This is a genomic window from Steroidobacteraceae bacterium (assembly GCA_041395505.1).
Classification (GTDB): domain Bacteria; phylum Pseudomonadota; class Gammaproteobacteria; order Steroidobacterales; family Steroidobacteraceae; genus JAWLAG01.
In genome coordinates, this window is the sequence record JAWLAG010000001.1 from 2,323,650 (window position 1) to 2,347,146 (window position 23,497).

Annotated in this window: 25 protein-coding genes and 1 tRNA gene; 7 read left to right on the plus strand and 19 right to left on the minus strand. The window is 63.2% G+C overall.

The features are described from left to right. Positions 1-86: 86 nt before the first annotated feature. Together R3E77_10855 and R3E77_10860 are read right to left on the minus strand one after the other, a co-directional pair. A complete protein-coding gene (locus R3E77_10855; GenBank protein MEZ5499911.1) occupies positions 87-797 on the minus strand; it encodes a DUF481 domain-containing protein in 711 nt (236 codons plus the stop codon). Positions 798-888: 91 nt separating this feature from the next. Beyond that, on the minus strand, positions 889-1,653 hold the full coding sequence (locus R3E77_10860) for a queuosine precursor transporter (GenBank protein MEZ5499912.1): 765 nt from the start codon (positions 1,651-1,653) through the stop codon (positions 889-891). Positions 1,654-1,701: 48 nt separating this feature from the next. Between R3E77_10860 and R3E77_10865 the strand changes: the two genes are divergently transcribed. Together R3E77_10865 and tdh are read left to right on the plus strand one after the other, a co-directional pair. Beyond that, entirely contained in the window at positions 1,702-2,892 is a 1,191-nt protein-coding gene (locus R3E77_10865; protein ID MEZ5499913.1) for a glycine C-acetyltransferase, read from the plus strand. Beyond that, positions 2,889-3,953 (plus strand): L-threonine 3-dehydrogenase, encoded by a 1,065-nt coding sequence (tdh, locus tag R3E77_10870; GenBank protein ID MEZ5499914.1) that lies wholly within the window; start codon positions 2,889-2,891, stop codon positions 3,951-3,953. The genes R3E77_10865 and tdh overlap by 4 nt, the downstream gene beginning before the upstream one ends. Here the strand turns inward: tdh and sppA are convergent. The 7 genes from sppA to ffh form a co-directional block, all read right to left on the minus strand. Then, positions 3,929-5,767, minus strand: a complete 1,839-nt coding sequence (gene sppA, locus R3E77_10875) for a signal peptide peptidase SppA (GenBank protein ID MEZ5499915.1) — start codon at positions 5,765-5,767, stop codon at positions 3,929-3,931. The genes tdh and sppA overlap by 25 nt on opposite strands. 13 nt (positions 5,768-5,780) lie before the next feature. Next, on the minus strand, positions 5,781-6,914 hold the full coding sequence (locus tag R3E77_10880) for a PQQ-dependent sugar dehydrogenase (protein ID MEZ5499916.1): 1,134 nt from the start codon (positions 6,912-6,914) through the stop codon (positions 5,781-5,783). Then, positions 6,898-7,242, minus strand: a complete 345-nt coding sequence (gene rplS, locus R3E77_10885; protein MEZ5499917.1) for a 50S ribosomal protein L19 — start codon at positions 7,240-7,242, stop codon at positions 6,898-6,900. The genes R3E77_10880 and rplS overlap by 17 nt, the downstream gene beginning before the upstream one ends. 1 nt (position 7,243) lies before the next feature. After that, entirely contained in the window at positions 7,244-7,987 is a 744-nt protein-coding gene (gene trmD, locus R3E77_10890; protein MEZ5499918.1) for a tRNA (guanosine(37)-N1)-methyltransferase TrmD, read from the minus strand. Between the two features lie 10 nt (positions 7,988-7,997). Beyond that, on the minus strand, positions 7,998-8,495 hold the full coding sequence (rimM, locus tag R3E77_10895) for a ribosome maturation factor RimM (GenBank protein ID MEZ5499919.1): 498 nt from the start codon (positions 8,493-8,495) through the stop codon (positions 7,998-8,000). A gap of 56 nt (positions 8,496-8,551) precedes the next feature. Beyond that, positions 8,552-8,809 (minus strand): 30S ribosomal protein S16, encoded by a 258-nt coding sequence (gene rpsP / locus R3E77_10900; GenBank protein MEZ5499920.1) that lies wholly within the window; start codon positions 8,807-8,809, stop codon positions 8,552-8,554. A 158-nt stretch (positions 8,810-8,967) separates the two neighbouring features. Continuing rightward, positions 8,968-10,326 carry a signal recognition particle protein gene (gene ffh / locus R3E77_10905; GenBank protein ID MEZ5499921.1) on the minus strand — a complete coding sequence of 453 codons (1,359 nt, stop codon included), beginning with the start codon at positions 10,324-10,326 and terminating at the stop codon, positions 8,968-8,970. Between the two features lie 95 nt (positions 10,327-10,421). Between ffh and R3E77_10910 the strand changes: the two genes are divergently transcribed. After that, positions 10,422-11,687, plus strand: coding sequence for a CNNM domain-containing protein (locus tag R3E77_10910; protein MEZ5499922.1), 1,266 nt, complete (start codon positions 10,422-10,424; stop codon positions 11,685-11,687). Here R3E77_10910 and radA read toward each other — a convergent pair. After that, positions 11,665-13,008 (minus strand): DNA repair protein RadA, encoded by a 1,344-nt coding sequence (gene radA / locus R3E77_10915; protein ID MEZ5499923.1) that lies wholly within the window; start codon positions 13,006-13,008, stop codon positions 11,665-11,667. The two genes, R3E77_10910 and radA, sit on opposite strands and share 23 nt — an antisense overlap. A gap of 138 nt (positions 13,009-13,146) precedes the next feature. On the opposite strand from radA, the gene R3E77_10920 reads away from it, so the two are divergent. The 3 genes from R3E77_10920 to R3E77_10930 are packed head-to-tail and all read left to right on the plus strand — an operon-like array spanning position 13,147 to position 15,682. After that, entirely contained in the window at positions 13,147-14,073 is a 927-nt protein-coding gene (locus R3E77_10920) for a Stp1/IreP family PP2C-type Ser/Thr phosphatase (protein MEZ5499924.1), read from the plus strand. 15 nt (positions 14,074-14,088) lie between these two features. Further along, on the plus strand, positions 14,089-14,802 hold the full coding sequence (locus tag R3E77_10925; protein ID MEZ5499925.1) for an FHA domain-containing protein: 714 nt from the start codon (positions 14,089-14,091) through the stop codon (positions 14,800-14,802). 19 nt (positions 14,803-14,821) lie between these two features. Further along, positions 14,822-15,682, plus strand: a complete 861-nt coding sequence (locus R3E77_10930) for an NmrA family NAD(P)-binding protein (GenBank protein MEZ5499926.1) — start codon at positions 14,822-14,824, stop codon at positions 15,680-15,682. A 7-nt stretch (positions 15,683-15,689) separates the two neighbouring features. On the opposite strand, the gene alr is transcribed toward R3E77_10930, so the two are convergent. From alr to rnr, 7 genes are all read right to left on the minus strand, one after another. Continuing rightward, a complete protein-coding gene (gene alr / locus R3E77_10935) occupies positions 15,690-16,766 on the minus strand; it encodes an alanine racemase (GenBank protein ID MEZ5499927.1) in 1,077 nt (358 codons plus the stop codon). Beyond that, positions 16,763-18,166 carry a replicative DNA helicase gene (gene dnaB, locus R3E77_10940; GenBank protein ID MEZ5499928.1) on the minus strand — a complete coding sequence of 468 codons (1,404 nt, stop codon included), beginning with the start codon at positions 18,164-18,166 and terminating at the stop codon, positions 16,763-16,765. The genes alr and dnaB overlap by 4 nt, the downstream gene beginning before the upstream one ends. A gap of 10 nt (positions 18,167-18,176) precedes the next feature. Further along, positions 18,177-18,626, minus strand: coding sequence for a 50S ribosomal protein L9 (gene rplI / locus R3E77_10945; protein MEZ5499929.1), 450 nt, complete (start codon positions 18,624-18,626; stop codon positions 18,177-18,179). A 9-nt stretch (positions 18,627-18,635) separates the two neighbouring features. Continuing rightward, a complete protein-coding gene (gene rpsR, locus R3E77_10950) occupies positions 18,636-18,878 on the minus strand; it encodes a 30S ribosomal protein S18 (protein MEZ5499930.1) in 243 nt (80 codons plus the stop codon). A 17-nt stretch (positions 18,879-18,895) separates the two neighbouring features. Then, positions 18,896-19,294 (minus strand): 30S ribosomal protein S6, encoded by a 399-nt coding sequence (rpsF, locus tag R3E77_10955; GenBank protein ID MEZ5499931.1) that lies wholly within the window; start codon positions 19,292-19,294, stop codon positions 18,896-18,898. 135 nt (positions 19,295-19,429) lie between these two features. Next, complete coding sequence (gene rlmB / locus R3E77_10960) at positions 19,430-20,191, minus strand: 23S rRNA (guanosine(2251)-2'-O)-methyltransferase RlmB (protein ID MEZ5499932.1); 762 nt, start codon at positions 20,189-20,191, stop codon at positions 19,430-19,432. After that, entirely contained in the window at positions 20,188-22,239 is a 2,052-nt protein-coding gene (rnr, locus tag R3E77_10965; protein ID MEZ5499933.1) for a ribonuclease R, read from the minus strand. The genes rlmB and rnr overlap by 4 nt, the downstream gene beginning before the upstream one ends. Before the next feature lie 49 nt (positions 22,240-22,288). Between rnr and R3E77_10970 the strand changes: the two genes are divergently transcribed. Continuing rightward, positions 22,289-22,374 (plus strand) — tRNA-Leu (locus R3E77_10970). Between the two features lie 216 nt (positions 22,375-22,590). On the opposite strand, the gene R3E77_10975 is transcribed toward R3E77_10970, so the two are convergent. Then, positions 22,591-23,070, minus strand: coding sequence for a GNAT family N-acetyltransferase (locus tag R3E77_10975; GenBank protein MEZ5499934.1), 480 nt, complete (start codon positions 23,068-23,070; stop codon positions 22,591-22,593). Further along, on the minus strand, positions 23,063-23,335 hold the full coding sequence (locus R3E77_10980; protein ID MEZ5499935.1) for a DUF1778 domain-containing protein: 273 nt from the start codon (positions 23,333-23,335) through the stop codon (positions 23,063-23,065). Before R3E77_10980 ends, R3E77_10975 begins: the two co-directional genes overlap by 8 nt. Positions 23,336-23,497: the final 162 nt, after the last annotated feature.

Genomic DNA, 23,497 nt, shown 5'->3' on the forward strand with positions numbered 1-23,497 from the left:
GCTGGCCGCACGAGTGAAATTCTACGCTCGCAACGCGGAAAAAGCCTGCGAGGAGGAGTCCTCGCAGGCGATCATTCGGTTGCCCATCAGAATGCGTAGACGAGATTGACCGTGGTCAACGTGTCGGTTTTCTTCAGGCCGACGGGAGGGTCCGTGTTGTAGCGCACGCCGACGCCGACGGCGAGTGCCAGCGCATCGCTCATCTTGACCTCAAGGGCCAGATCGTTGCCCGCGAATGTATTGTCCGAGCCCGACTCGACTACGAGCTTGTCGAGCAGCTTGGTCGTCGAGGTCAACAGGTGCTCAAACCCGATGTCACCGCGAAGGATCGCATCGCCGGACGTCGCACCAGTCAAAGCGTCTTTCAACTTGCGATAACCCACACCCGCCTGCGCCGACAGCTTGGTCGTCTCGGTGTCGATCAACTTGTAACCGTAACCCGTACTGGCACTCGCCTGGTAGTCGAAGCCCGAGAAACGGTCATCTTCATAACGCAATGCCCCGAACCAGTAGCTGCGCTCCGTGAGCTTGAAATCGGACTGCCAGCCCGCCGCGTAGCGCTGCGCTGTCGTCAGGTTATTGCTCGAGGCCTTGAGCCCGGCCAGCGAAAAGCCATGTTTCCAGCGATCGAGCTCGGTCGCCATTTCGATTTTCGCATTGAGCGTCTCGGTATCGGTATTGCCGTTGGCAAAGACAATGCCGAGTTCGCCCTTGCCCTTCCATTCGGCATCTGCCGGCGTATGCAGCGCGAGCAGGGCAAGCGCCGACAGTATCTTCACGGATCTTGCAAAATTCACACTTATCTCCTTGTGTAACATAGAAAAATGCGGGCCAAAAGAGCGCGCATTATAGGGAGTCGCGATGCCGAGGCAAGGGCCTCGGAAGCTGCTAGCGCGCGGCTTCGAGCCGCAGCCGTTCAGCTTCGTGGCCGCCCAGGTAAGCCTGAATGGCAATACGCGACAGGTAGAGCAGCGGGATGAGCACGATCGCCGCGGACAGCTTGTAGCAATAGTTGACCGTACCGACGGCGAGGAACTGCGCGACCGGCCACTTCTGCGGACCGAGCACGAAGGCGATGTACAGCACGATGAAACTGTCGATGAGCTGCGAAACCGCTGTCGATGCCGTTGCGCGCAGCCAGACCATCTTCTCGCCCGTGACGCGACGGATATGCTTGAACACCAATACGTCGATGAGCTGGCCGACCAGAAACGCCGTCACGGAACCGGCAATCGTCCACATCCCCTGGCCAAAAATCGCCGCATAGGCCGATTGCGCATCGGGCACACCAAGCGGCTTGTTGGCTTCGATCCAGAAACCCGCCGGCGCCAGGCCGATGGCAATGTAGGCGGCAAGGAACGCATAGATGATGAAACCGACGGCGAGCCAGGAGATCAGGCGCACGCCGCGCACGCCGAAATACTCGTTGATGACGTCGGTCATGATGAATACGAACGGCCAGAGCAGGACACCGGCCGTGAAATTCAGCGTGCCACCGACGCCGAACACCTGCCAATGCACGGGCGCGATACCGAGGGTTGGCTCCAGCGCAAAAATCTTCACGCCGACGAACTCGGCGATCAAGGCGTTGGTGAGAAAGAAGCCCGCCATGGCAATGAACAGGCGGTTGCTGCGGGCGTTGGCGATGAGCATAGGTACTGCGAGTATAATTGTCGCAATCCGCTCATTGGTTCATTTTTTATGCTCCCTGAAGTTTTCTCGACCCGCCTGGCAGCGGCGCAACAGCAGCTGCGCGAAGACGGCCTCTGGAAGAGCGAACGCGTACTGCTCTCCGCGCAATCGGGCCGTGTGCGAGTCGCCTCTGGCACGGTCATCAATCTCTGCGCCAATAACTACCTTGGTCTTGCCAATCATCCGGCCATGAGGGAGGCGGCACATCGGGCGCTCGATCGCTACGGTTATGGGATGGCGAGCGTGCGCTTCATCTGCGGCACGCACGATGTGCACCGTGAGCTCGAAAAGGCACTGGCGGATTTCGTCGCCATGCCTGATTGCATCCTGTACTCCTCGTGTTTCGATGCGAACGGCGGCCTGTTCGAGACGCTGCTCGATGAGTCCGATGCCATCATTTCCGACAGCCTGAATCACGCCAGCATCATCGACGGCATCCGTCTTTGCCGTGCGCGGCGGCTGCGTTACACCAACGGCGACATGGCACAGCTCGAGGACTGCCTGCGGCAAAGCGCGGACGCGCGGGTCCGCATGATCGCCACCGATGGCGTATTCTCCATGGACGGGAGTTTTGCGGATCTCGCAGCCATCTGCGACCTCGCCGAGCGCTACCAGGCGCTTGTCATGGTGGATGATTCGCACGCCACCGGATTCATCGGCGGGAACGGCCGCGGCACACATGAGCGCGCCGGTGTCATGCAGCGCGTGGACATCATTACCAGCACCCTCGGCAAGGCCCTCGGCGGGGCGAGCGGCGGGTTCGTCGCGGCGAGCCAGCCGATCATCGACCAGCTCCGTCAGCGCTCCCGGCCCTACCTGTTCTCGAACAGCCTCGCGCCATCGATCGCGGGCGCCACTTTGCGAGCATTGGACCTGTTGCGAAGCTCGGGCGAACTACGCCTGCGCCTCATGGACAACGCGCTTTATTTTCGCGGCCGATTGAGCGAGCTCGGCTTCCGATTGCTACCCGGCGAGCACCCGATCATCCCGGTCATGTTGGGCGATGCCGCCCTCGGCAACCGGATGGCAGATGCATTGCTGCGTCACGGCATATACGTCGTCGGTTTCTCCTTCCCGGTCGTGCCACGCGACGCGGCGCGCATCCGCACGCAGATGTCGGCCGCGCTCAGTCGCGAAGACCTGGATGCCGCCGTCGCAGCATTCGCGTCGGTTGGGCGCGAACTCGGGGTCATCAAATGAAAGCGCTGGTCAAGGCCGAGGCTGCACCGGGCCTCACACTCCAGGACATTCCCGAGCCGAGCGTCGGCCCGAATGATCTGCTGATACGCATCCGCAAGACCGCGATTTGCGGCACCGACATGCACATCTTCAACTGGGATCGCTGGGCGCAGCGCACGGTGCCGGTGCCGATGGCGGTTGGCCACGAGTACTGCGGCGAAGTCGTGGCGCGTGGCAGTGAAGTGCGCGGCTTCGAAATTGGCGATCGCGTTTCCGGCGAAGGCCACATCACCTGCGGCCATTGCCGTAACTGCCGCGCGGGCAAGCGCCATCTTTGCCGCAATACCATTGGAGTTGGCGTCAATCGGCCAGGGTGCTTCGCCGAACTACTGAGCATTCCGGCGGGAAATGCCTTTCGCTTGCCGGATGTGATCACCGACGACATCGCCGCGATCCTCGACCCTTTCGGCAATGCGACTCACACGGCGTTGAGCTTCGACATGGTTGGCGAGGACGTACTCATTACCGGCGCGGGCCCGATCGGCATCATGGCCGTTGCCGTGTGCCGCTTTGTCGGCGCTCGCCACGTCGTCATCACCGATGTAAACGAATACCGGCTCGGTCTTGCAAAGAAAATGGGCGCGACGCGCGCGGTCAACGTCACCCGCGACAATCTCGATGACGTCATGCGTGAACTCGGCATGCAGGAAGGCTTCGATGTCGGCCTGGAAATGTCAGGCAATGTTCGCGCCTTCAGGGACATGCTGCGCACCATGCACCACGGCGGCAAGATCGCAATGCTCGGCATTCCGGACAGCGAAGCCGCCATCGACTGGAACGATGTCATCTTCAAGGGCATCACGCTGAAGGGTATCTATGGTCGCGAAATGTTCGAGACCTGGTACAAGATGTCGAGTCTGTTGCAAAGCGGCCTGGATCTCGGGCCGGTGATCACCCACCACCTGCCGGTGAGCGATTTCCAGCGCGGCTTCGAGATCATGGGCAGCGGCAAGTCGGGCAAGGTGATACTCGACTGGCGCGCCAGCCAGCCGGCGGATCAGTTAACGCCGCAGAAACAGTAGCTCAGGGTGCCACGGGTACCCGTGAGGCGCCGCCAGCGCTCGAGATCGTTGCGTAAAGACCGGGTGAGCGGCTGATCGAGCACCGCCGGGCGCGCACCCGAGGCTGCGATGGCCCGACCAAAGATTCCGGCGATGCGCGCCTGGGTTTGCAACACGAGCTCCTCCCACCAGGGCCGTCGCGGTTCGACGAAATCCGGCTCCACCTCGCCCTCGATGCCTGCCCGCTGCGCTGCCGAGGCGATGGCGTCATTCAAACTGCCCATCCGATCGACGAGACCGAGACGCTTGGCGTCGGCACCCGACCAGACCCGTCCGCGCGCAATTTCATCGATCCTCTCGGTCGTGGCGTCGCGCCCCGCCGCAACCAGCGCAATGAAGCGCTGGTAGTTGTTGTCGACCATCGCCTGCAGGACCGTGCTCACGTCCGGGCCGATCGGCCTGTCCAACCGCGCCTGCCCCGACAACGGTGTCGTACCCAGCCCATCGACATTGATGCCGAGCTTGTTCAGCGTGCGATTGAAGGTGGGCACGAGCGCGAACACGCCGATAGAGCCGGTGATCGTTGCTGGGCTTGCGATGATTTCGTCGGCCGGCGCCGCAATGTAGTACCCGCCCGACGCTGCCATGTCACCCATCGACACGACCAGTGGTTTCCCGGATTTCTTGAATTCGAGCAATTCCTGGTAAATATGCTCGGACGCGATCGTACTGCCGCCCGGACTGTCGATGCGAAGAACGAGCGCGCCAATATCGTCGTCTTCGGCGGCATTTCGTATCAGCTCGATGGTCGAGGCATCGCCGACCAGGCCCGGCGCCTGGTAGCCATCGAGAATCTCGCCCGCAGCGACCACGACTGCAACGCCCGGCTTGCCATCGCTGCGGAATTTCCTCTGCGCTCGAGTCACTTGCAGGTAATCCGTCATTTCTATCGCGTTGAATGATCCGCTCTGCTCGTCCTCACCAACCTCTTCGGCCAGCCGCCGCTCCAGAGCCGAATAGGACGACAGCGTATTGACGAGCTTCGACTGCAGAGCGAATCGCGCCGCGTCGCCCTGCTCCTTCTTGACGCCAGTTGCGAAGCCGGCAACGTAGTCGGCAAGTGCGGTTGCCGGCAACGCGCGTGCGGCAACAACCGACTGCTGATAGCTTGCCCACAGGGAGTCGAGATAGGCTTGCGTGGCTTCTCGCGCAGGCTGTGACATCTGCTGCTCAACATACACCTCGCCGGCGCTCTTGTATTCGCCCGCACGATACAGCGAGACGTCAACACCTATTCGCTCGAGCAGATCCTTGTAGTAATTGCGATAGCTCTCGTAACCGTCGATCCACACGGCACCCATGGGGTCGAGCACGACTTCGTCGGCCTGCGCCGCCAGCAGGTACTGCGCCTGCAGCATGACCGTGCCGAAAGCAATGACCTTCTTCCCCGATTTTCGAAAGTCCGCGAGCGCCGCAGCGATCTCCTGCAGGATTGGCTGCCCGCCGCCGCCCATGTAATCAAGATCGAGCAGCAGCGATTTGACGCGATCGTCATCGCGCGCGGCGCGTATCGCCTCGGTAATGTCCCACACCCGGGTCTCCGGTTCATCGGTCCCCTGTGCCTCGGCGACTGCACGCTGCAGCGGATCCCCGCTCAATTCCTCGACGATATCCCCCTGCGGCGCGATCAACAGGACCGCCTGCTGCGGCAGATGCGGGATGCTGCCACGCAATCCCATGAACAGGAGCGCGAACAGGAACAGCAACAACAACAGATGCAGGACCTTGCGCAGGGTATCGAGGCCATGCCAGATCGCCGAGAAGAATGCACGCATTGCAGAACCCAAATCAGTTGTTCGCGTTGCCGCGGTAGTGGATACGGTATACGAGCCCGTTCATGTCGTCTGACACCAGCAGACTGCCGTCGGGATCGATCAGCAGATCGACAGGTCGGCCGATGACGGTGTCGTCTGGACGCAGCCAGCCGCTCGCAAAGCTGTCATAGTTTGCGGCACCATTGCCGCTGAGCCGCACCAGGCTGATTCGATAGCCGCTCTTGCGTGTCCGATTCCAGGAGCCATGCTCGGCAATGAACGCCTGGTCGCGATACTGCGCGGGAAACTGGTGTCCGGTATAGAACCTCAGTCCAAGCGGCGCGACATGTGCACCGAGCGGCTGCACCGGCGCGATGAAGCGCGCGCAATCGATGCCGGAGCCAAACTGCGGGTCCTTGATATCGATACCGTGACAAAACGGGAAACCGTAATGGGGAGAGTCGCTCCCGGCAGCGACGCGATTGAGCTCGCAAGGCGGGGCATCGTCGCCGAGCAGGTCGCGGCCATTGTCCGTGAACCACATTTCCGCGCTGCCTGGGTGCCAGTCGAAACCCACCGTATTGCGCACGCCACGCGCGACGGTCTCGCGCGCGCTGCCATCGGGGTTCATGCGGATGATTTCGGCGAAGCCCTCCCGGTCGCAGACATTGCAGGGCGCACCGATGGCCGTATAGAGCTTGCCATCCGGCCCGAAGGCGAGGTAACGCCGGCCGTGATGGCGCTCTTTGGGTAACTCGGCGATGAGCACAGGGGTCGGCGGCCGATCGAGCCGTGACTCGATGTCGTCGTAGCGAACGATGCGATCGACTTCGGCGACGTAGAGCGCACGCTCGTGAAATGCCACGCCATTTGGCATGTTGAGGCCCGACGCAAGTGTGTGCAGGGCCGGAGTGCCGCCCGCATCGAAACGGACCGCATAGACTTTGCCGGCCGTACTCGTGCCGACGAACAACGTGCCGCCGTCGCCGCGAGCGAGCGAGCGCGCCGAGTCGAGCCCATCGACGAGAATCTCGATAGCGAAGCCCGGCGGCACATCGAGCTGCGCGAGCAGCTGTGATCGCGGCAATTGCCCGGCCCTGGCGCCGCATCCGGCCAGCAGCGCCAGCAAGGCAGCGAAAAAGATTGTTGCGTTAGACTTTCTCTTCAATCCGCGCTGCCTTGCCGGACAGATCGCGCAGGTAGTAGAGCTTGGCGCGGCGCACGTTGCCACGCCGCTTGACCACGACATCATTGATTGCCGGGCTGTGAGTCTGGAAGACGCGCTCCACACCTTCGCCGTGGGAAATCTTGCGCACGGTGAACGATGAGTTGAGGCCGCGATTCTTCTTGGCGATGACGACGCCTTCGTAGGCCTGGGAGCGCTCGCGATCGCCCTCCTTCACCTTCACCTGCACCACCACGGTGTCGCCGGGCTTGAATTCGGGCAGCTTGCGCCCGGATCGTGCGTTTTCCAGTTGTTGTATTACGTCAGCCATTTCATCCACCTGCTCGCTCTGCGAGGAATTCGTTCAACAGCACCTGCGCCTCGCGCGACAGGGGCTGCCGTATAATCATATCCGGTCGTCTCTGCCAGGTGCGAGCAACCGACTGCTTCAAGCGCCACCGGCGAATCGCCGCATGGTCCCCGCCCTGCAGCACAGCCGGCACCGTCAAACCTTCGAAGGCTGGCGGGCGCGTGTAATGCGGCCAGTCGAGCAGGTTTTCCGTAAACGACTCGTCCCGTACCGAGTCGGCACCGCCGAGTACTCCCGGCAACAGGCGCGAAACGGCATCGATTACCGCCAGTGCGGCCAACTCGCCGCCCGACAACACAAAATCGCCGATCGACAATTCTTCATCGATCGCCAACTCGACTATTCGCTCATCCAGCCCCTCGTAGCGTCCGCACACCAGCACCAGGCCCGGCAAGCCGGCGAGGCGTCGCGCCTGCGCCTGGTCGAAGGGCCGGCCCTGCGGCGACAGCAAGATCCGCGGACTGCCGGGCGGCGCACGCCGCGCTGCCATGCGGATCGCCTCGACACAGGGCTTCGGCTTCAGCACCATGCCGGGTCCGCCACCATAGGGTCGATCATCGACCGTCTGGTGTACATCGCTCGTAAACCGTCGCGGATCCGTCGTACCGACCTGCACCAGGCCGGCGGAGATCGCGCGACCGAGCACGCCGTGTGCACAGGCCTCGTCGATCATCTGCGCGAACACCGTCACCACCTCGAAGCGCATGATGGCGGCCCTAGAAATCCGCGGGCCAGTCGACAATCAGGCGCCGCGCCGCGAGATCGACGTGCTGCACGTGCACTGGCGTCATTGGTATCAATCGCTCCGTTGCGCCATGCACCACCATCACCGGGTGCGCGCCATTGTCGAAAAAATGTTCCAGCTTGCCGAAATTCACACCGTCGACATTCACAACCTCGCAGCCCACCAGGTCTTCGAGGTAGTGCTGTCCCTCGGGCGGCGCGGGCAGGTTCGCCCTTGGCACCATGACCTCCAGACCCGCCAGCGCTGCGGCCTGCTCCGGGCTGTCGATGCCCGCGAGCTTGACCAGAAACCCGTCTGGCTGGGGCCTGCGATCAAGAACCTCCAGGGGCTCGCCCGCTGCCCCCGCGACCTGCCATCCGGCATAGTTGAATGCGGCTTCGGGCGGATCGGTAAATGATGTCAGGCGCAACCAGCCCTTGATCCCGTGGGACCGGCCGAAGCGAGCAACGGTTATCAGCGCAGCTGTCACAAGCCCGAGCCCCAGAGGGCTGCACTCGTTGCGGCCCGGGCGCGATCCGACCCGGCTCAGGCGGCCGGTTGCTGCTTGCGGTAGCCCGCAACCAGCGAACCTACGCGATCGGAACAACGAGCGCCTTTGCCAACCCAGTAATCGACGCGCGCAAGGTCCAGCCGAAGCTCCGTCTCGCCCTTGCGGGCCACGGGGTTGAAAAAACCGACCTGCTCGAGCGATGCCCCGCCCTGGCGCTTGCGGCTGTCAGTGACCACGACATGGTAGAAGGGCCGATTGCGCGCACCGCGCCTGGTCAGGCGAATAGTAACCATAACTTCCCGTAATTCTTGAAAAAATACCCGGAGCGGTATCGCTCCGACTGCAAAAAAGAGCGCGGATTCTACGCAAAACGACGGTGCATATAAAGCCCTTTCTGTGACCCGGGCTCCCGGGTCGACCGGCAGCCCAGGGCGCCGGGTGCCGCCTCCGGTCAGCGCATGAAGGGCAGCTTGCCGGCGCCGCCCATGGCCCCCAGGAGCCGGCGCATCTTGCCGCCCTTGAGGGATTTCATCATGCGTTGCATATCGAGGTACTGTTTCATCAGCCGGTTGACGTCCTGCACCTTCACGCCCGCCCCGGCCGCAATGCGTCGCCGGCGCGAGCCATCGATCAGGCCCGGCTGGCGCCTCTCTGCGCCGGTCATGGAGTTGATGATTGCGATCTGACGGCGCAGGTCGCGCTCGGCGACATCGCCGCCAGCCAGGTTTTTCTTCATCTGGCCCGGCAGCTGCTCGGCCAAAGCGGCCAGGCCGCCCATTTTCTGAACTTGCTGCAACTGGCTGCGCAAGTCATCCAGATCGAAGCCGCGCCCCTTGACGACCTTGCGGGCAAGCTGCTCGGCGGCCGCCACGTCAACGTCGCGCTTGACCTTCTCGACCAGAGCGACGACGTCGCCCATGCCAAGGATGCGTCGCGCCATGCGATCGGCATCGAATGCCTCGAGCGCTTCCGTCTTCTCGCCGACGCCGACGAACACGATGGGTTGCCCGGTAATATGCCGCACCGAGAGCGCAGCGCCACCACGGGCGTCACCATCGGCCTTGGTGAGGATCACGCCGGTCAGCGGCAGCGCAGTCGAGAAAGCGCGAGCGGCATTCACCGCATCCTGGCCGGCCATCGCGTCGACCACGAACAGCCTCTCGTGCGGGTGAGCGGCGGCGTCGATCGCCTTGACCTCGGCCATCAATTCGTCATCCACATGCAGGCGGCCCGCTGTATCGACGATCAGCACGTCGTAAACGCCACGTCTCGCCGCCGCGAGCGCATCCCCGACTATCCTCACGGGCTCGCCCTCGCCATTGAGCTCGTGGAAGCCCGCACCTATCTCCGTTGCCAGCCGCGACAGCTGCAATACGGCAGCCGGTCGGCGGACGTCAGTCGACACGAGCAGCACTCGCTTGCCATGGGTCTCGGCGAACCAGCGCGCAAGTTTTGCCGCCGTCGTCGTCTTGCCCGCGCCCTGCAAACCGGCGAGCAGGACAACCTGGGGAGGCGCCACTCGCAGCGACAAGCCTCGTGCCTGCGCTCCGCCCATGGTGGCGATCAGCTGCTCGTGGAGAATTCCGATGAAGGCCTGGCCCGGTGTCAGGCTTTTCTGCACGATCTCGCCGACAGCCTTCTCGCGGACCGAATCGATGAATTCGCGCACCACGGGTAGCGCGACATCGGCCTCGAGCAACGCCCGCCTGACTTCGCGGAGCGTCTCGGCGACATTGTCTTCGGTGATTCGACCGCGCCCGGTGAGACGCTGGGTCGCGGTCGTCAATCTGTCGGTCAGCGTGTCGAACATGGCAGTGCAACATTATAGAGGCACAGCCTCGGCCTTACCCCTCGGTGGCAAAAAAACCCTATGCTTGTGCGAAACCAGCCTTAGGGGACAAGACATTGGAAACCGCGCCTACCGCTGCCCTGATCGGAGCATTGGTCTTCCTGCTCGCGTTGATCGCCTTTTCCTCCGGCACGGAAGTGGCCATGCTGTCGGTGAACCGCTACCGGATTCGCCATCGCGCGGCCGCCGGCTCGCGTGCGGCGCGCATCCTCGAGCGGCTGCTCGACAAGCCCGATGACTGGCTCGGCGCGAATCTGGTCGTACTCACGATTGGCAGTTTTCTCGCTTCCTCCGTCGCCACCCTGCTCGCGCTGCGCAGCGGCCATGAGCTCGCTCTCGCAATCACCGCGGTGGCCTTTCCGGTGGTGATGCTGGTGTTCTGCGAACTTGCGCCGAAAATATTCGCCGCCTTGCACCCTGAAGGCGTGGCGCTTGGATCCTCGTACATCTACCAGGCACTGGTGGTTTCGACACGCTGGTTGCTGTGGCTCGCCAATGAGGCCGCATACGGGCTGTTGCGTCTGTTCGGCGTGCGCCGCGGAGCGCGCGCTTCCCAAGCTCTCTCCAAAGAGGAACTGCGCACGGTCGTCGCCGAAGCCGGCCCGATGGTGCCGCCACGACATCGGCAGATGCTGCTGTCGATTCTCGATCTCGAACGCGTTGCCGTCGACGACATCATGGTACCTCGCCAGGAGATCTCCGGTATCGACCTCGACGATGACTGGGATGACATCCTCGATCAGTTGAAGCAGAAGCCCCACACGCGGTTGCCTGTCTATCGCGGCGAACTGGACAACCTGGTCGGCATCCTTCACATGAAGCGCGTGGCCCATGAACTCGCGCGCGGGACGCTCGACAAGCAGCGCCTCGAGGAGATCACTCGCAGCCGCGAGCCATATTTCGTTCCAAGCGGCACGACGTTGATGCAGCAACTGACGCAGTTTCAGCGCAATCGCCGCCGCCACGCCTTCGTTGTCAATGAATACGGCGATATCGAAGGCCTGGTGACGCTCGAGGACCTGCTGGAGGAGATTGTCGGCGAGTTCACCACCGATCCCGTGACCGTCAGCCACAAGGACATACACCGAGAATCCGCGACGAGTTACATCATCAATGCCAGCGCCACCTTGCGCGCACTCAACCGCGCACTCGGGTGGCAACTGCCGACCGATGGCGCCAAGACACTGAACGGGCTGCTGCTCGAGCAGCTGGAGACGATTCCCGAAACCGGTACGTCCGTTCAGCTAGGCGATTACCGCTGCGAGGTCCTGCAGGTTGCTGACAACAGCGTCAAGACCGTCAGGGTGCGCACAACGACCTGAGTTCGCCGACGGCAACATCGACGCGTTCCACGGCACGTACATCGAGACCCTTGATCGGTTTACGCGGCAGGTTCGCTCGCGGCGCCAGCGCGACTGTGAATCCCTGGCGCGAGGCCTCGATGAGGCGCTCCTCGCCATAGGCCACGGGCCGGACCTCGCCGGTCAGGCCAATTTCCCCGAACAACGCAAGACCCGCCGGCACCGCCCGGTTGGCATGACTCGACACCAGGGCTGCGACGATCGCGAGATCGGTCGCGGGTTCACGCACCTCGAGTCCACCAACGAGATTGACGAACACATCGGCGTCGGCCAACGCGATCGCGGCGTGCCGGTGCAGCACGGCAAGCAACATTGCGAGCCGCTGCGCGTCGAGCCCCTGGGCCATGCGCCGCGGCTGCCCATACTTGACCTGATCCACGAGGGCCTGCAGCTCGACGAGCAGAGGCCTCCCCGAATCGTGCGTCACGGCGACCACGCTGCCAGGAGCCGGCCGCTCCGGACGCGTCAGGAAAAGCGCCGACGAGTTTCGTACCCCACGCAGGCCTTGCTCGGTCATTGCGTAGAAGGCGAGTTCGCTCGCCGGTCCGAAGCGATTCTTGACCGCGCGAATGATGCGATAGCGGCTTCCGGAATCGCTCTCGAAGTAAAGCACCGTGTCGACCAGATGCTCGAGAACTCGCGGCCCGGCCAGGGTGCCTTCCTTGGTGACGTGCCCAACCAGTATCACGGCCGTGTCGGTGCTTTTGGCGAAACGCACGAGTTCCTGCGCACACTCGCGCAACTGCGCGACGGCGCCGGGCACGCCGGTCAACCGCGACGATGCAATCGTCTGCACGGAATCGACCACCAGCAGACCCGCCTGGCAAGCACGCGCCTGCGCCATGATTTCGTCGAGGTCGCTCTCGCATAGAAGTCGCAGCGGTGCCTCTTCGAGGCCAAGCCGGCTCGCACGCAGCCGGATCTGCGGCAATGATTCTTCCGCGGATGCATACAGCACCGGCACATTGCGGGCCAGTGCCGCACCGAGCTGCGTAAGCAGAGTCGACTTGCCGATGCCTGGGTCGCCGCCGAGCAGCAGTACCGATCCTGGCACCAGCCCGCCGCCGAGCACCCGATCGAGCTCCGCCTGCCCGGTTGGCCAGCGGGTACTGCCGGCAACGCCAGGCAGCGCCGCCGAAGCACTGGATGCCGCAACCCCTTTGCGCCCGGCCGTCGCTTCGACCAGGGTATTCCACGCACCGCAGGCCGGGCACTGGCCCTGCCATTTGAGGCTGGTGCTAGCGCATTCTGTGCAGGAAAAAAGCGTACTGGGTCGCGCCACGGCAACTTAAAGATGTGAACTGGGTTTGGCCGGATGCTAGCATGGCCCCGGGGGTCGCAAGGAACAGCCGGATAGGCCGGTTCCGGCCGGAAAGCGAATCCAACAATGTGATTTGGGGCTCGGACAGCTCCACTGCGGATGATAGTTTATGCAGTTGGTTCGCGTGCGTGGCCCGCGACGGCGCTTGCTTATGCAGTTATTGCTCAAAACCAGATCTTCACGACAGTCCGGGACCACAGAGTGAGTCTGGCGGGCAAGCTCAAATTCGTCGGCGAAACCGACACAGGTCGGGTGCGCGAGCACAACGAAGACGCAATCGCCTTCGATCCCGACATCGGCCTGCTGGTCCTCGCCGATGGCATGGGCGGCTACAACGCCGGCGAGGTAGCAAGCGGCATCGCGGTCAAGACCGTCGTCAACCTGGTGCGTGAATTTCTCACGCGCGAGAACATGAAGGCGATCGATGCGGCGACCGGCCTGTCGCGACCCAGCATAATTTTGCGCGACGCCATCGCGCGCGCCAACAAGATCATCTTCCAGACGGCCCGCAGCCAGCCGCAGTGCGAGGGCATGGGCACGACCATCGTGGGCGCGCTCTTTTACGACAATCGAATTTCGATCGCCCATGTGGGCGATTCGAGGCTATACCGGATCCGCGGTGGCCGCGTACAACAAGTGACCTCCGACCACTCGCTGTTGCAGGAGCTGGTCGACCGCGGCTTCTATACGCCCGAGGAAGCCCAGCGCGCCGCCAACAAGAACTATGTCACGAGGGCCCTGGGCGTCGAGCCCGCCGTCGATGTCGACATTCAGGAGGTCGCGGTCGAGAAAGGCGACCATTTCCTGGTATGTTCCGACGGGCTGTCGGACATGGTGCAGGACGACGATATGCACTTAACGCTGAGCACCTTTGGTGCTAATCTTGAGGCGGTCGCTAAGCAACTGATTCAATTGGCCAACAATAACGGTGGCCGTGACAACATTTCTGTCATCATCGCCGAGGTCGTGGATGGATTCCCGGCCGAGCGGCGCTTGGTGGACCGGGTGCTGAGCTGGTTTAGCTGATAGTCGAGGCACGCAATGGCTAGGTTGATTCTAAGCCTTGATGGCCAGGTAATGGCCGAGTACAACATGAACAAGGAGCGGTACACGATCGGCCGCCTGCCCGACAACGACATCCGGATCGACAATCCGGCCGTCAGCGGTCACCACTCGCTCATCATCAATATCCTCAACGATTCCTTTCTGGAAGACCTGAACAGCACCAATGGCACCTATGTCAATGGCAAGCTGATCAAGAAACACGCCTTGCAGCATGGCGACATCATCACCGTTGGCCATCATCAGTTGCGTTTCGTCGAAGACGACGAGCAACAGGACGAATTCGAAAAAACCATGGTCATACAGCCGTCGCAACGACCAGTCGAGTCCGTGCGCCGCGCGGATGCGGCCGTGGAACGAATCGCGGGTAGCGCGGCCGCGAGTGGCGTGCGCCGTGCACTGAAGGACAACGAGCTTGCGCTCAAGAAAGCCAAGCTGCAGGTACTCTCAGGTGCCTTTGCGGGACGCGAACTAGACCTTGCCAAGGCGTTGACGACCCTGGGCCGGCCGGGCGTGCAGGTCGCAGCGATCACGCGTCGCGCAAATGGTTATTTCATCGTACATGTCGAGAGCGCCAAGGAGGGAGATTTCCCGACAGTCAATGGCAATGCTGTCAGCTCCCAGGCGATCAAGCTCAATGATAACGACGTCATCCAGCTGGCTGGCGTCAAGATGGGCTTTTTCGAGGGATGACGGTCGGCCCTAGCGCGCAGTGATACTCATAACCGGCGCAACCGGCCGTACCGGTCACCAGGCCGCGCTCGACCTGGCGGCGAAGGGTTGCGCCGTGCGCGCCCTGGTGCGCAATGCCGACAAGGCCGCGGTACTCAAGGAAGCGGGCGTCGATCTCCTGTTCGGCGATGCAGCGGATGCCACGGCCGTCGATCGCGCGATGAAAGGCATCAACCGACTGATCATCATCCTGCCGAATGGCGAGCAGCAGCTCGCAAACGAGAAGAACCTCGTCGATCGCGCGCTCGCCAACGGCATTCGCCATATCCTGAAGGTCTCGTCGATCGAAGCAAATGCTGGCGCGATCAATCCGATCCACCACATGCACTTCGAATCGGAGCAGCACATCCGCCGCACAGGGATACCCTGGACCTTTGTCCGGCCGAGCTTCTACATGCAGAATTTTCTTGCCAGCGCCGCCACGGTCAGGGCAGAGAGCAAATTGCGCTTCCCGTTCGCTGAGCGCGGCGCGGCCGTCCTCACTGATGCAGACGACGTCGGCCATTTCATCGCCGAAGTCATATCCGCGGGCGACCACGGGAACCAGAGCTACGACATCACCAGCGGCGACAAGCTGCGCTTCAGCGAAGTCGCGGAAGTCTTCGGCGACGTACTGGGTCGCAGGATCGAGTATGTCGCGGAAGACCCGGTCGCCTATCGTGCCAGGCTCGGGCGTTTCCTCACGAACCAATGGCACCTGGATGCCGTTTGCGACCTGTTTGCCGAGATCGCGGATGGCTATGTCGGCGAGACATCCGACGACTTCCGGCGGATCATGGGCCGCGAGCCGACTTCACTGCGTGAATTCGTGGCCAGGCATCGTCAGGCATTTGCGGCCTGAACGCCGGTCAGATCAGTTCGCGCGGCACGCGCTGGCTCACGCCGCAGACAAGCTCATAGGGAATCGTGCCAGCACAACGCGCCAGCGCCTCGACCGGCGCATCCGCGCCCCACAGCACCGCACCTGCGCCTGTCTCGATGCCCGTTGCATCGGTGACATCGACGGTCACCATGTCCATGGACACGCGCCCGACGACCGGCACTGACTGGCCCGCAATGCTCACCCGTGCGTCGCCCGCGAGATTGCGCGGCAGGCCGTCGCCATAGCCTCCTGCGAGCACGGCGATGCGACTGTCGCGCGGTGCGACCCAGGTTCCGCCATAACCGACAGCATCGCCGCGCCGCACCGGGCGGATGGCGATCACCGTGCTCAGCAGTTGCATCACCGGTCGCAGGCCGTGCGCCGCAGCATCGTCCTTGCCGAAGGGAGAAATGCCGTATAACGCGATCCCGGGCCGCACCCAATCGGCGTGACTGTCCGGCCAGGCGAGCACACCAGCGGAATTCGCAATACTGCGGGGCAGCGCCTCACCCTTTGCGGAAGTGGCGAACCGTGCGAGCTGGCCGCGCGTCCAGTCCGCAGCGGTTTCATCCGCGCGTGCCAGGTGGGTCATCAATCCTAGCGGCGCCGTTCGAAACGCCGTGCCCGAAATATGGCGCCTGACCTCGCCCAACTTGTCCGGGGCAAAACCGAGGCGATTCATACCGCTGTCGAGCTTGATCCACAACGGCACGACTTGCGCGTCTTTGCTGGCACCGAGCAGTGCGAGCTGGGCCGGATCATGGAGGACGATATCAAGGCGATGAGCGATTGCCTCGGCCAGTTCGTCCTGTGCAAATACGCCTTCGAGCAGCACGACCCGACCGCTTATACCCGCCTGCCGCAACGCCAGCGCCTCGTCGAGTCGCGCGACAGCGAGCGCATCGGCTGCGCCGAGCGTCGTCGCGACGTCAACCAGCCCGTGGCCATAGGCATTGGCCTTGACGACAGCCATGATCTTCGCGCCCGACGCGCGGCGACGCAGTTCGGTCAGGTTGTGCTGGAGCGCGCCGCGGTCGATCACCGCGCGGATCAGGCGCGTCACTTCAATACGCCCTCGGAGTAGGAGTCGGGCGCATAATTGGTGAAGCGGGTGTATTGCCCCTGGAACGTCAGGTAGAAAGTGCCGATCTCGCCATTGCGATGTTTGGCGAGGTCGATCTCGGCAATGCCTTTCTTCGGCGAATTCTTGTCGTACACCTCGTCGCGGTAAATCAGCAGGATCATGTCGGCGTCCTGCTCGATCGCCCCGGACTCGCGCAAGTCCGACATCACGGGCTTTTTCTCCTGGCGTTGCTCGACCGACCGGTTCAACTGACTCAGGGCAATGACCGGAACGGCCAATTCCTTGGCCAGCGCCTTCAGCGACCGGGAGATCTCGGCAATTTCCGTGGCGCGGTTCTCTTTGCTGCCCGGCACCTGCATGAGCTGCAGGTAATCGACCACGACCAGGTCGAGACCGTGTTCGCGCTTGACGCGACGCGCACGCGCGCGCAGATCGGTCGGCGTCAGCGCAGGTGTTTCGTCGACGAAGATACGCGCCTCTGACAGTTGGCTGGTCGCCGACGTGATACGCACCCAGTCATCGTCAGAGATGCGACCGCTCCTGATGCTCGCGAGCGGAACATGGCCGATTGAACTCAACATGCGGGTCAGCACCTGCTCGGCCGGCATTTCGAGGGTGAAGATCGCGACCGACGCTTTGGCGGCCGGGTTGATCGCGGCGTACTCCGCCATATTCACGGCCAGGGTAGACTTGCCCATCGATGGCCGACCCGCAACGACGATGAGATCGCCCGCCCGCAGGCCACCGGTGAGTCGATCGAAATCCGCGAAACCCGTCGCGAGGCCGCGCAGGCTGCTCGGGTTCGAATGCCACTCGTCGATCTGGTCGATCAATCCGGGAAGGAGCGATTTCACCGCTACCGCGCCGTCGCGCCGTCCACGCAGTCCGCTGTCGGCAATTTCGAAAACACGCTGCTCGGCACGGTCGACGAGCTCTCGGGCGGTTTCGCCTTCATTGCGCACCACGGATGCCGCGATTTCGTTGCCCGCATGGGCCAGGCGGCGCAGCAGCGCACGTTCCCGTACGATTTCCGCGTAATGGCGCGCGTTGGCGGCTGTCGGTGTGTCGCGTGCGAGGGTGCCGAGGTAACCGAGCCCGCCCGCTTCCTCGAGCTTGCCCTGGCGCGCCAGCGCCTCGCTGACCGTGACGACGTCGGCGGGCTTGGCGGCGCCAGCAATCTGGCCAATCGCCGTGAAAATGAGGCCATGATCGGGCCGGTAGAAGTCCTCGGCCACGACGGCATCGGCCACGTCGTCCCAGGATTTGCTGTCCAGCAACAGACCGCCCAGCACCGCCTGTTCGGCTTCCACCGAATGCGGCGGTGTCGCGAGCGGCGCCGTTGCGCCGGTGTCGCGGCGTAGCTTGGGCTGCCCCGCCACGCGGACCTGCCTATTCGATCGGCACGACGATCACGGCGATCGGCACGTCGATGTCCGTGTGCAGATGCAGGTCGACATTGTGTTCGCCGACCATGCGGATCGGGCCATCGGGCATGCGTACTTCACTGCGCGTGACTTTGAAGCCCTGGGCACTGCAGGCCTCGGCAATATCGCTGGTGCCGATGGAGCCAAACAGCCGTCCTTCGGTACCGGCCTTTGCCTCGATGGTCAGCCGCAGGTCTTTCATTGCGGCAGCCCGCTCGCTCGCCTCGCTGAGCGCCTCACGCGCGAGTCGCTCGAATTCCGCGCGCTGCGCTTCGAATCGCGCAATGTTCGCGGCTGTTGCCAAAGTCGCTTTGCCTGACGGCAGCAGGAAATTGCGGCCATAGCCCGACTTGACCCTGACCTTGTCGCCGATGTTGCCGAGGTTGGCCACCTTCTGCAGCAGTATGACTTCCATGGTGCTACCTCAGTGCTGATCGGTATAGGGCAACAACGCGAGATAGCGTGCGCGCTTGATCGCGGTTGCTAGCTGGCGCTGATAGAACGAACGCGTGCCTGTGATGCGGCTCGGCACGATCTTGCCGGTCTCGGTGATGAAACTCTTGAGCGTCGCGAGATCCTTGTAATCGATCTCGGTGACATTCTCGGCAGTGAACCGGCAGAAGCGCCGGCGACGGGAGAATCTGGATTGACGGCTGTTCTGTGCCATGACTTTCTTGCCTCGTCTCAATTGCTGTCGCCGATGCTGGCGTCATCGTCATCGTCGCGATCGAAGCGCGGGCGCTCACGACGCCCACCATCGTCCTCGTCGGACTTGGCGAGCGGCGAAGGCTCGGTGACGGCACTGTCCATCTTGACGACCAGGTGCCTGAGCACGGCGTCGCTGAAGCGAAAGGCGCCGGTGAGCTCGGCAAGCGTCGCGGCGTCGATCTCGACATTCATCAGGATGTAGTGCGCCTTGTGCACCTTGGCTATGGGGAAAGCGAGTTGGCGGCGCCCCCAGTCCTCGAGCCGATGCACGGTGCCGTTACCCTGGGCGATGAGGCCCTTGTAACGCTCGAGCATGGCCGGAACCTGCTCGCTCTGATCCGGATGGACCAGGAATACGATCTCATAGTGCCTCATGGTTCCTCCTTATGGTCATGAAGCTGCCCGGCAGAGGCGCTTGCCGGTGCAGCAAGGAGCGTAGGGCGGCCAACGGCCAGCCCGTCGCGAAAGGGCGGCGAGGATACCCGATGAGCGCTCCCGGGGGCAAGCCGTTCAGGGTCCGGCCGCAGGTTCGGATCGCTCCCTCTGGCGCAACACCTCGTAAAGCAGCATGCCGGCTGCCACCGACACGTTCAGGCTCTCCACGGTGCCTCGCATCGGCAACCGCAGCAGGCCATCACAGCGCTTGCGGGTCAATTCGCGCAAACCCCTGCCTTCGGCTCCCAGGACCAGCGCGACGGCGCCGCGCAGATCCGCGCTCGCGGCAGCCTGTGCCGCCGACGCATCGGCGCCATAAATCCAGCAGCCAGCCTGCTTCAAGAGCTCGAGGTGACGCGCCAGGTTGGTCACGCTCACCACCGGCGTCGTTTCGGCGGCTCCCGCCGCGACTTTTCTAACGGTTGCGTTGACCTGGACCGCCCGGTCGCGCGGAACGACCACGGCCAGGGCGCCGCAGGCGTCGGCCGTGCGCAAGCAGGCGCCGAGATTGTGCGGATCCTGGACACCATCGAGCACCAGGACCAGTGGGCGCGGATGCGCTGTTATCGCCTGCAGAAGGTCTTCCTCGCGCCAGGGTTCGAGCGGCGCGACCCGCGCTGCGACCCCTTGGTGCACGCCTTCGCCGCTCAGCCGATCGAGCTGCGCCAGGGAAATGCGTTGCAGGCGAGCTCCCGCCGCGACCGCCAGGGCCTGCAACTCGGCGCTGCGCGTGTCGTTTCTCGTCTCGGCGAGCAACAATTCCTGCACGCGGCCCGGACTGCGGGACAACAGCGCACGCACTGCGTGCACGCCGTGGACGTAGCGATCTGCGCTCAAGCCAGCTCCAGATCGATCTGCCCTTCGACGGGATTCGCGCGCAGGACACGCACGCGCAAATGCTGGCCCATGGCGAGCTCACGGCGGCTGCCAGGGGAAATCCAGGCGTGTCCGCTGGCGTGCATCTGGTAGGAGCGGTCATCGAAGGTATCCAGATGCAACAGCCCGTCCACGCCGAGCTCGAGCAGTTCCACGAAACAGCCGAACTCGACCACGCTGGTGATCAGCCCGTCGAAAGTCTGGCCAATGCGCTCCACGAGGTAGTGACACTTCAGAAAGGTATCGACATAGCGGCTCGCGCCATCCGCGCGCTTCTCGAGTTCCGAGCAGACCGTGCCCGCGGCCGCAAGCTCGGCAGCGGAATAACGCCGTGCCTGGGGATCATCCTCCGTGAGCAACGAACGCAGGATGCGATGCACGATGAGGTCCGGATAGCGTCGGATGGGCGAAGTGAAGTGCGTATAGGCGCCAAGGACCAGGCCGAAGTGGCCGATGTTCTGCGGCTGATATACCGCCTGTGCCATCGAGCGGATCACCTGGGTTTCGACGAACGGCCGCTCCGGGCGCTTGCCCAGCCGCTCCACCAGGCGTTTGAGGTCGCGACTGCGCACTTCCTCGGGCAGTTCGGCGGGAAGCCCCAGCGCGGCGAGCAATTGCAGGAGGTTGTCGAGCCGGTCGGCATCGGGTTGCGGGTGCACACGATAAATTCCCGGTTTGCCCGATCGGGCGATTCTCTGTGCAACGGCGACATTGGCGAGGATCATGCACTCCTCGATCAGGCAGTGCGCTTCGTTGCGGCCACGCAATTCGATCGCATGCAACCGACGTGCGGAATCGAACCGGAATTTCGCCTCGCGCGCTTCGAATTCGAGCGCGCCGCGTGCGCGGCGCGCCTTCAGCAGCGCCCGATACACTTCGACCAGCGGTTCCAGGGCATCGACCAGCATGCCAAGTCGATCGCGCGCGGCCGTCTTGCGCTCGAAGAGCGCTGCATGCACTTCGTCGTAGGTCAGTCGTGCGTGGCTACGCATGACGCCAGGATAGAACTCGGCCGCTGTAAGCTTGCCGCCGCGGCTGACTTGCATCTCGGCGACCATGCACAGGCGATCTTCGTCCGGCTTCAACGAGCAAAGCCCATCGGAGAGGTGCGCCGGGAGCATCGGGATGACCCGCTCAGGAAAATAAATCGACGTACCACGCGCCTGCGCTTCGCGATCGAGCTCACTGCCCGGCCGCACGTAATAGCTCACGTCCGCGATGGCGACGACCAGCCTGAAGCCGCCAGCGTTGGCTTCGGCGAAAACGGCATCGTCGAAATCGCGCGCATCAGCGCCATCGATGGTTACGAGCGGCAGACTTCGCAGATCGCGCCGACGTCGCACTTCGTTCGGGTCGACGGCCGACCCGAAGTGCTCCGCGGCGGCCAGGACCTCGCCGGCGAAATCTCCCGGCAGTTCATAGCGCGCGCCAGCAGCGGCATACGCAAGCTCCAACGCGTTCTCAGGATCGACGCGACGCACGATGCTCGCCTGCGCCAGGCGCTGCGCCTGCGGATAGCGCGTGATGCGCGCGATCGCCCAATCGCCGCTGACGCAACCCTGCAGCTGTGCCGGCGACAGGACCGCGCGCAGGCCGAGCCGACGGTCGACCGCGCGGACAAAGGCACCGCGGCCTTCGATTTCGACGGTACCGAGAAACGATGTCGTGCCGCGCTCGAGCACCTGCAGCACCTCGGCCGACAGCCGGTCCCGGCCATCGCGCCTGAGGCGCAGCTCCAGCAAATCGCCGCGCATGAGCGCGCCGATCTGGTCGCGACCGATATAGGCGCTTTCGTTGGAGTCCTCGATCCGCGCAAAGCCAAAGTCGCCACGTCGGGTAATCAAACGTCCGCGTACTGTCGCACCGGAGAGCGCAGCCCGGGATTTCCCGGCGACCCCGGCACGAGTCCTGGCAGTGTTCGAAGGCGGATTGCGCCGACCGGCAACCCGTTTGCGACTTCCGGAGTCATTGCGGCCGCGACGCTTGGAGCGGCTATTCTTTCGTTGCATGCGCCATTTGACACTCTTGCGGCGGCTGCGTAAATTGCGCCGCCCACCTGCCCAGGTGGCGGAATTGGTAGACGCACTAGTTTCAGGTACTAGCGGGTAACCCCCGTGGAGGTTCGAGTCCTCTCCTGGGCACCATATCACTGTTCCATCGCGTTCCATCGCGTTCCATAACGTCCTGATTCCAAACTGTTTTGCCCTCTCCGCGCTGTCCAGGTCGTGTCAGGAGAGACCACCCTGTGATGCGGAGATTCGAGCGAGCGGGTAGCGTGAACGTCGAGGCAGTGGTCCAGGACAGCAAGAACTCGGCCAAGGACGAACACCGACATCACTGATATCGCGGGAGAAAGCAGCTCAGAGCGGCAGGCACAAGGTCTGCGGCGCATCGCGACAGGATCTGAACCCGTAGTGCAGGTAGAAACTCACTGCGCTCTCGTCCTTGGCGTCGACGACCAACGCATGGGCCGCCACTTCCTGCCGCGCCTTGAGGCAGCGTTCGACCGCCAGACCGACCAGCAGCCTGCCGTAACCCCTGCCACGCGCCGCCCGGTTAACCGCGAGACGCCCCATTCGGATACATGGGATCGGATAGCGAGGCAGCCGTTTGCGTTCCGCATCGCTGAGTGACTCCGCTTCAAGCTGCGCTGCGCTCAGCGTGTAGTAGCCGAGTACCTCGGTCGGCGCGCTGTCATCGACGAGCACGAAGGTCTGTGACACGCCGCGTCGCCGATGCTGGCTCGCAAACTTGCGCAGATAGTCGTTGAGCGCAGGAACGCCGCAATCGAATCCCGCGCAGTCGTGGATCCCGGTATCGAGGCGCTCTTCTTCAAGCACGGCGCACGGATGTGCGCGCGGATTCGATCGCGCGTCGAAGCGCTTCATTCGGCTCGAAGGCACGCTTGACCGCGGCCGTCACAGCTGCGAAATCTCGGTTCGACAGGTTGATGCGCCGCTCCTGCTCGATCAGCGCCCGCGCCTTCTCTTTCGCAGCCGTACGGACGAACCCTGCCATTGTGGTACCCATCAGGGCTGCCGCTTCGGCGAACAGATCCTTCTCGTCCCGGTCGAGTTTGAGGTCGAATCGCGTTGCACTTGCCATGGGTGGGAGCCTCCAGTTGAGGCCCCAAGTATACGGTATTTTACCGTACCTCGAAGGGTGCATTTGCATGGGTAACACATTGGGTAACCCAGCGAGATCGAAAGACTTATCTCTTTCGAATCAATAGCTTAGAGGGAGAATTCGAGTCCTCTCCTGGCGCCA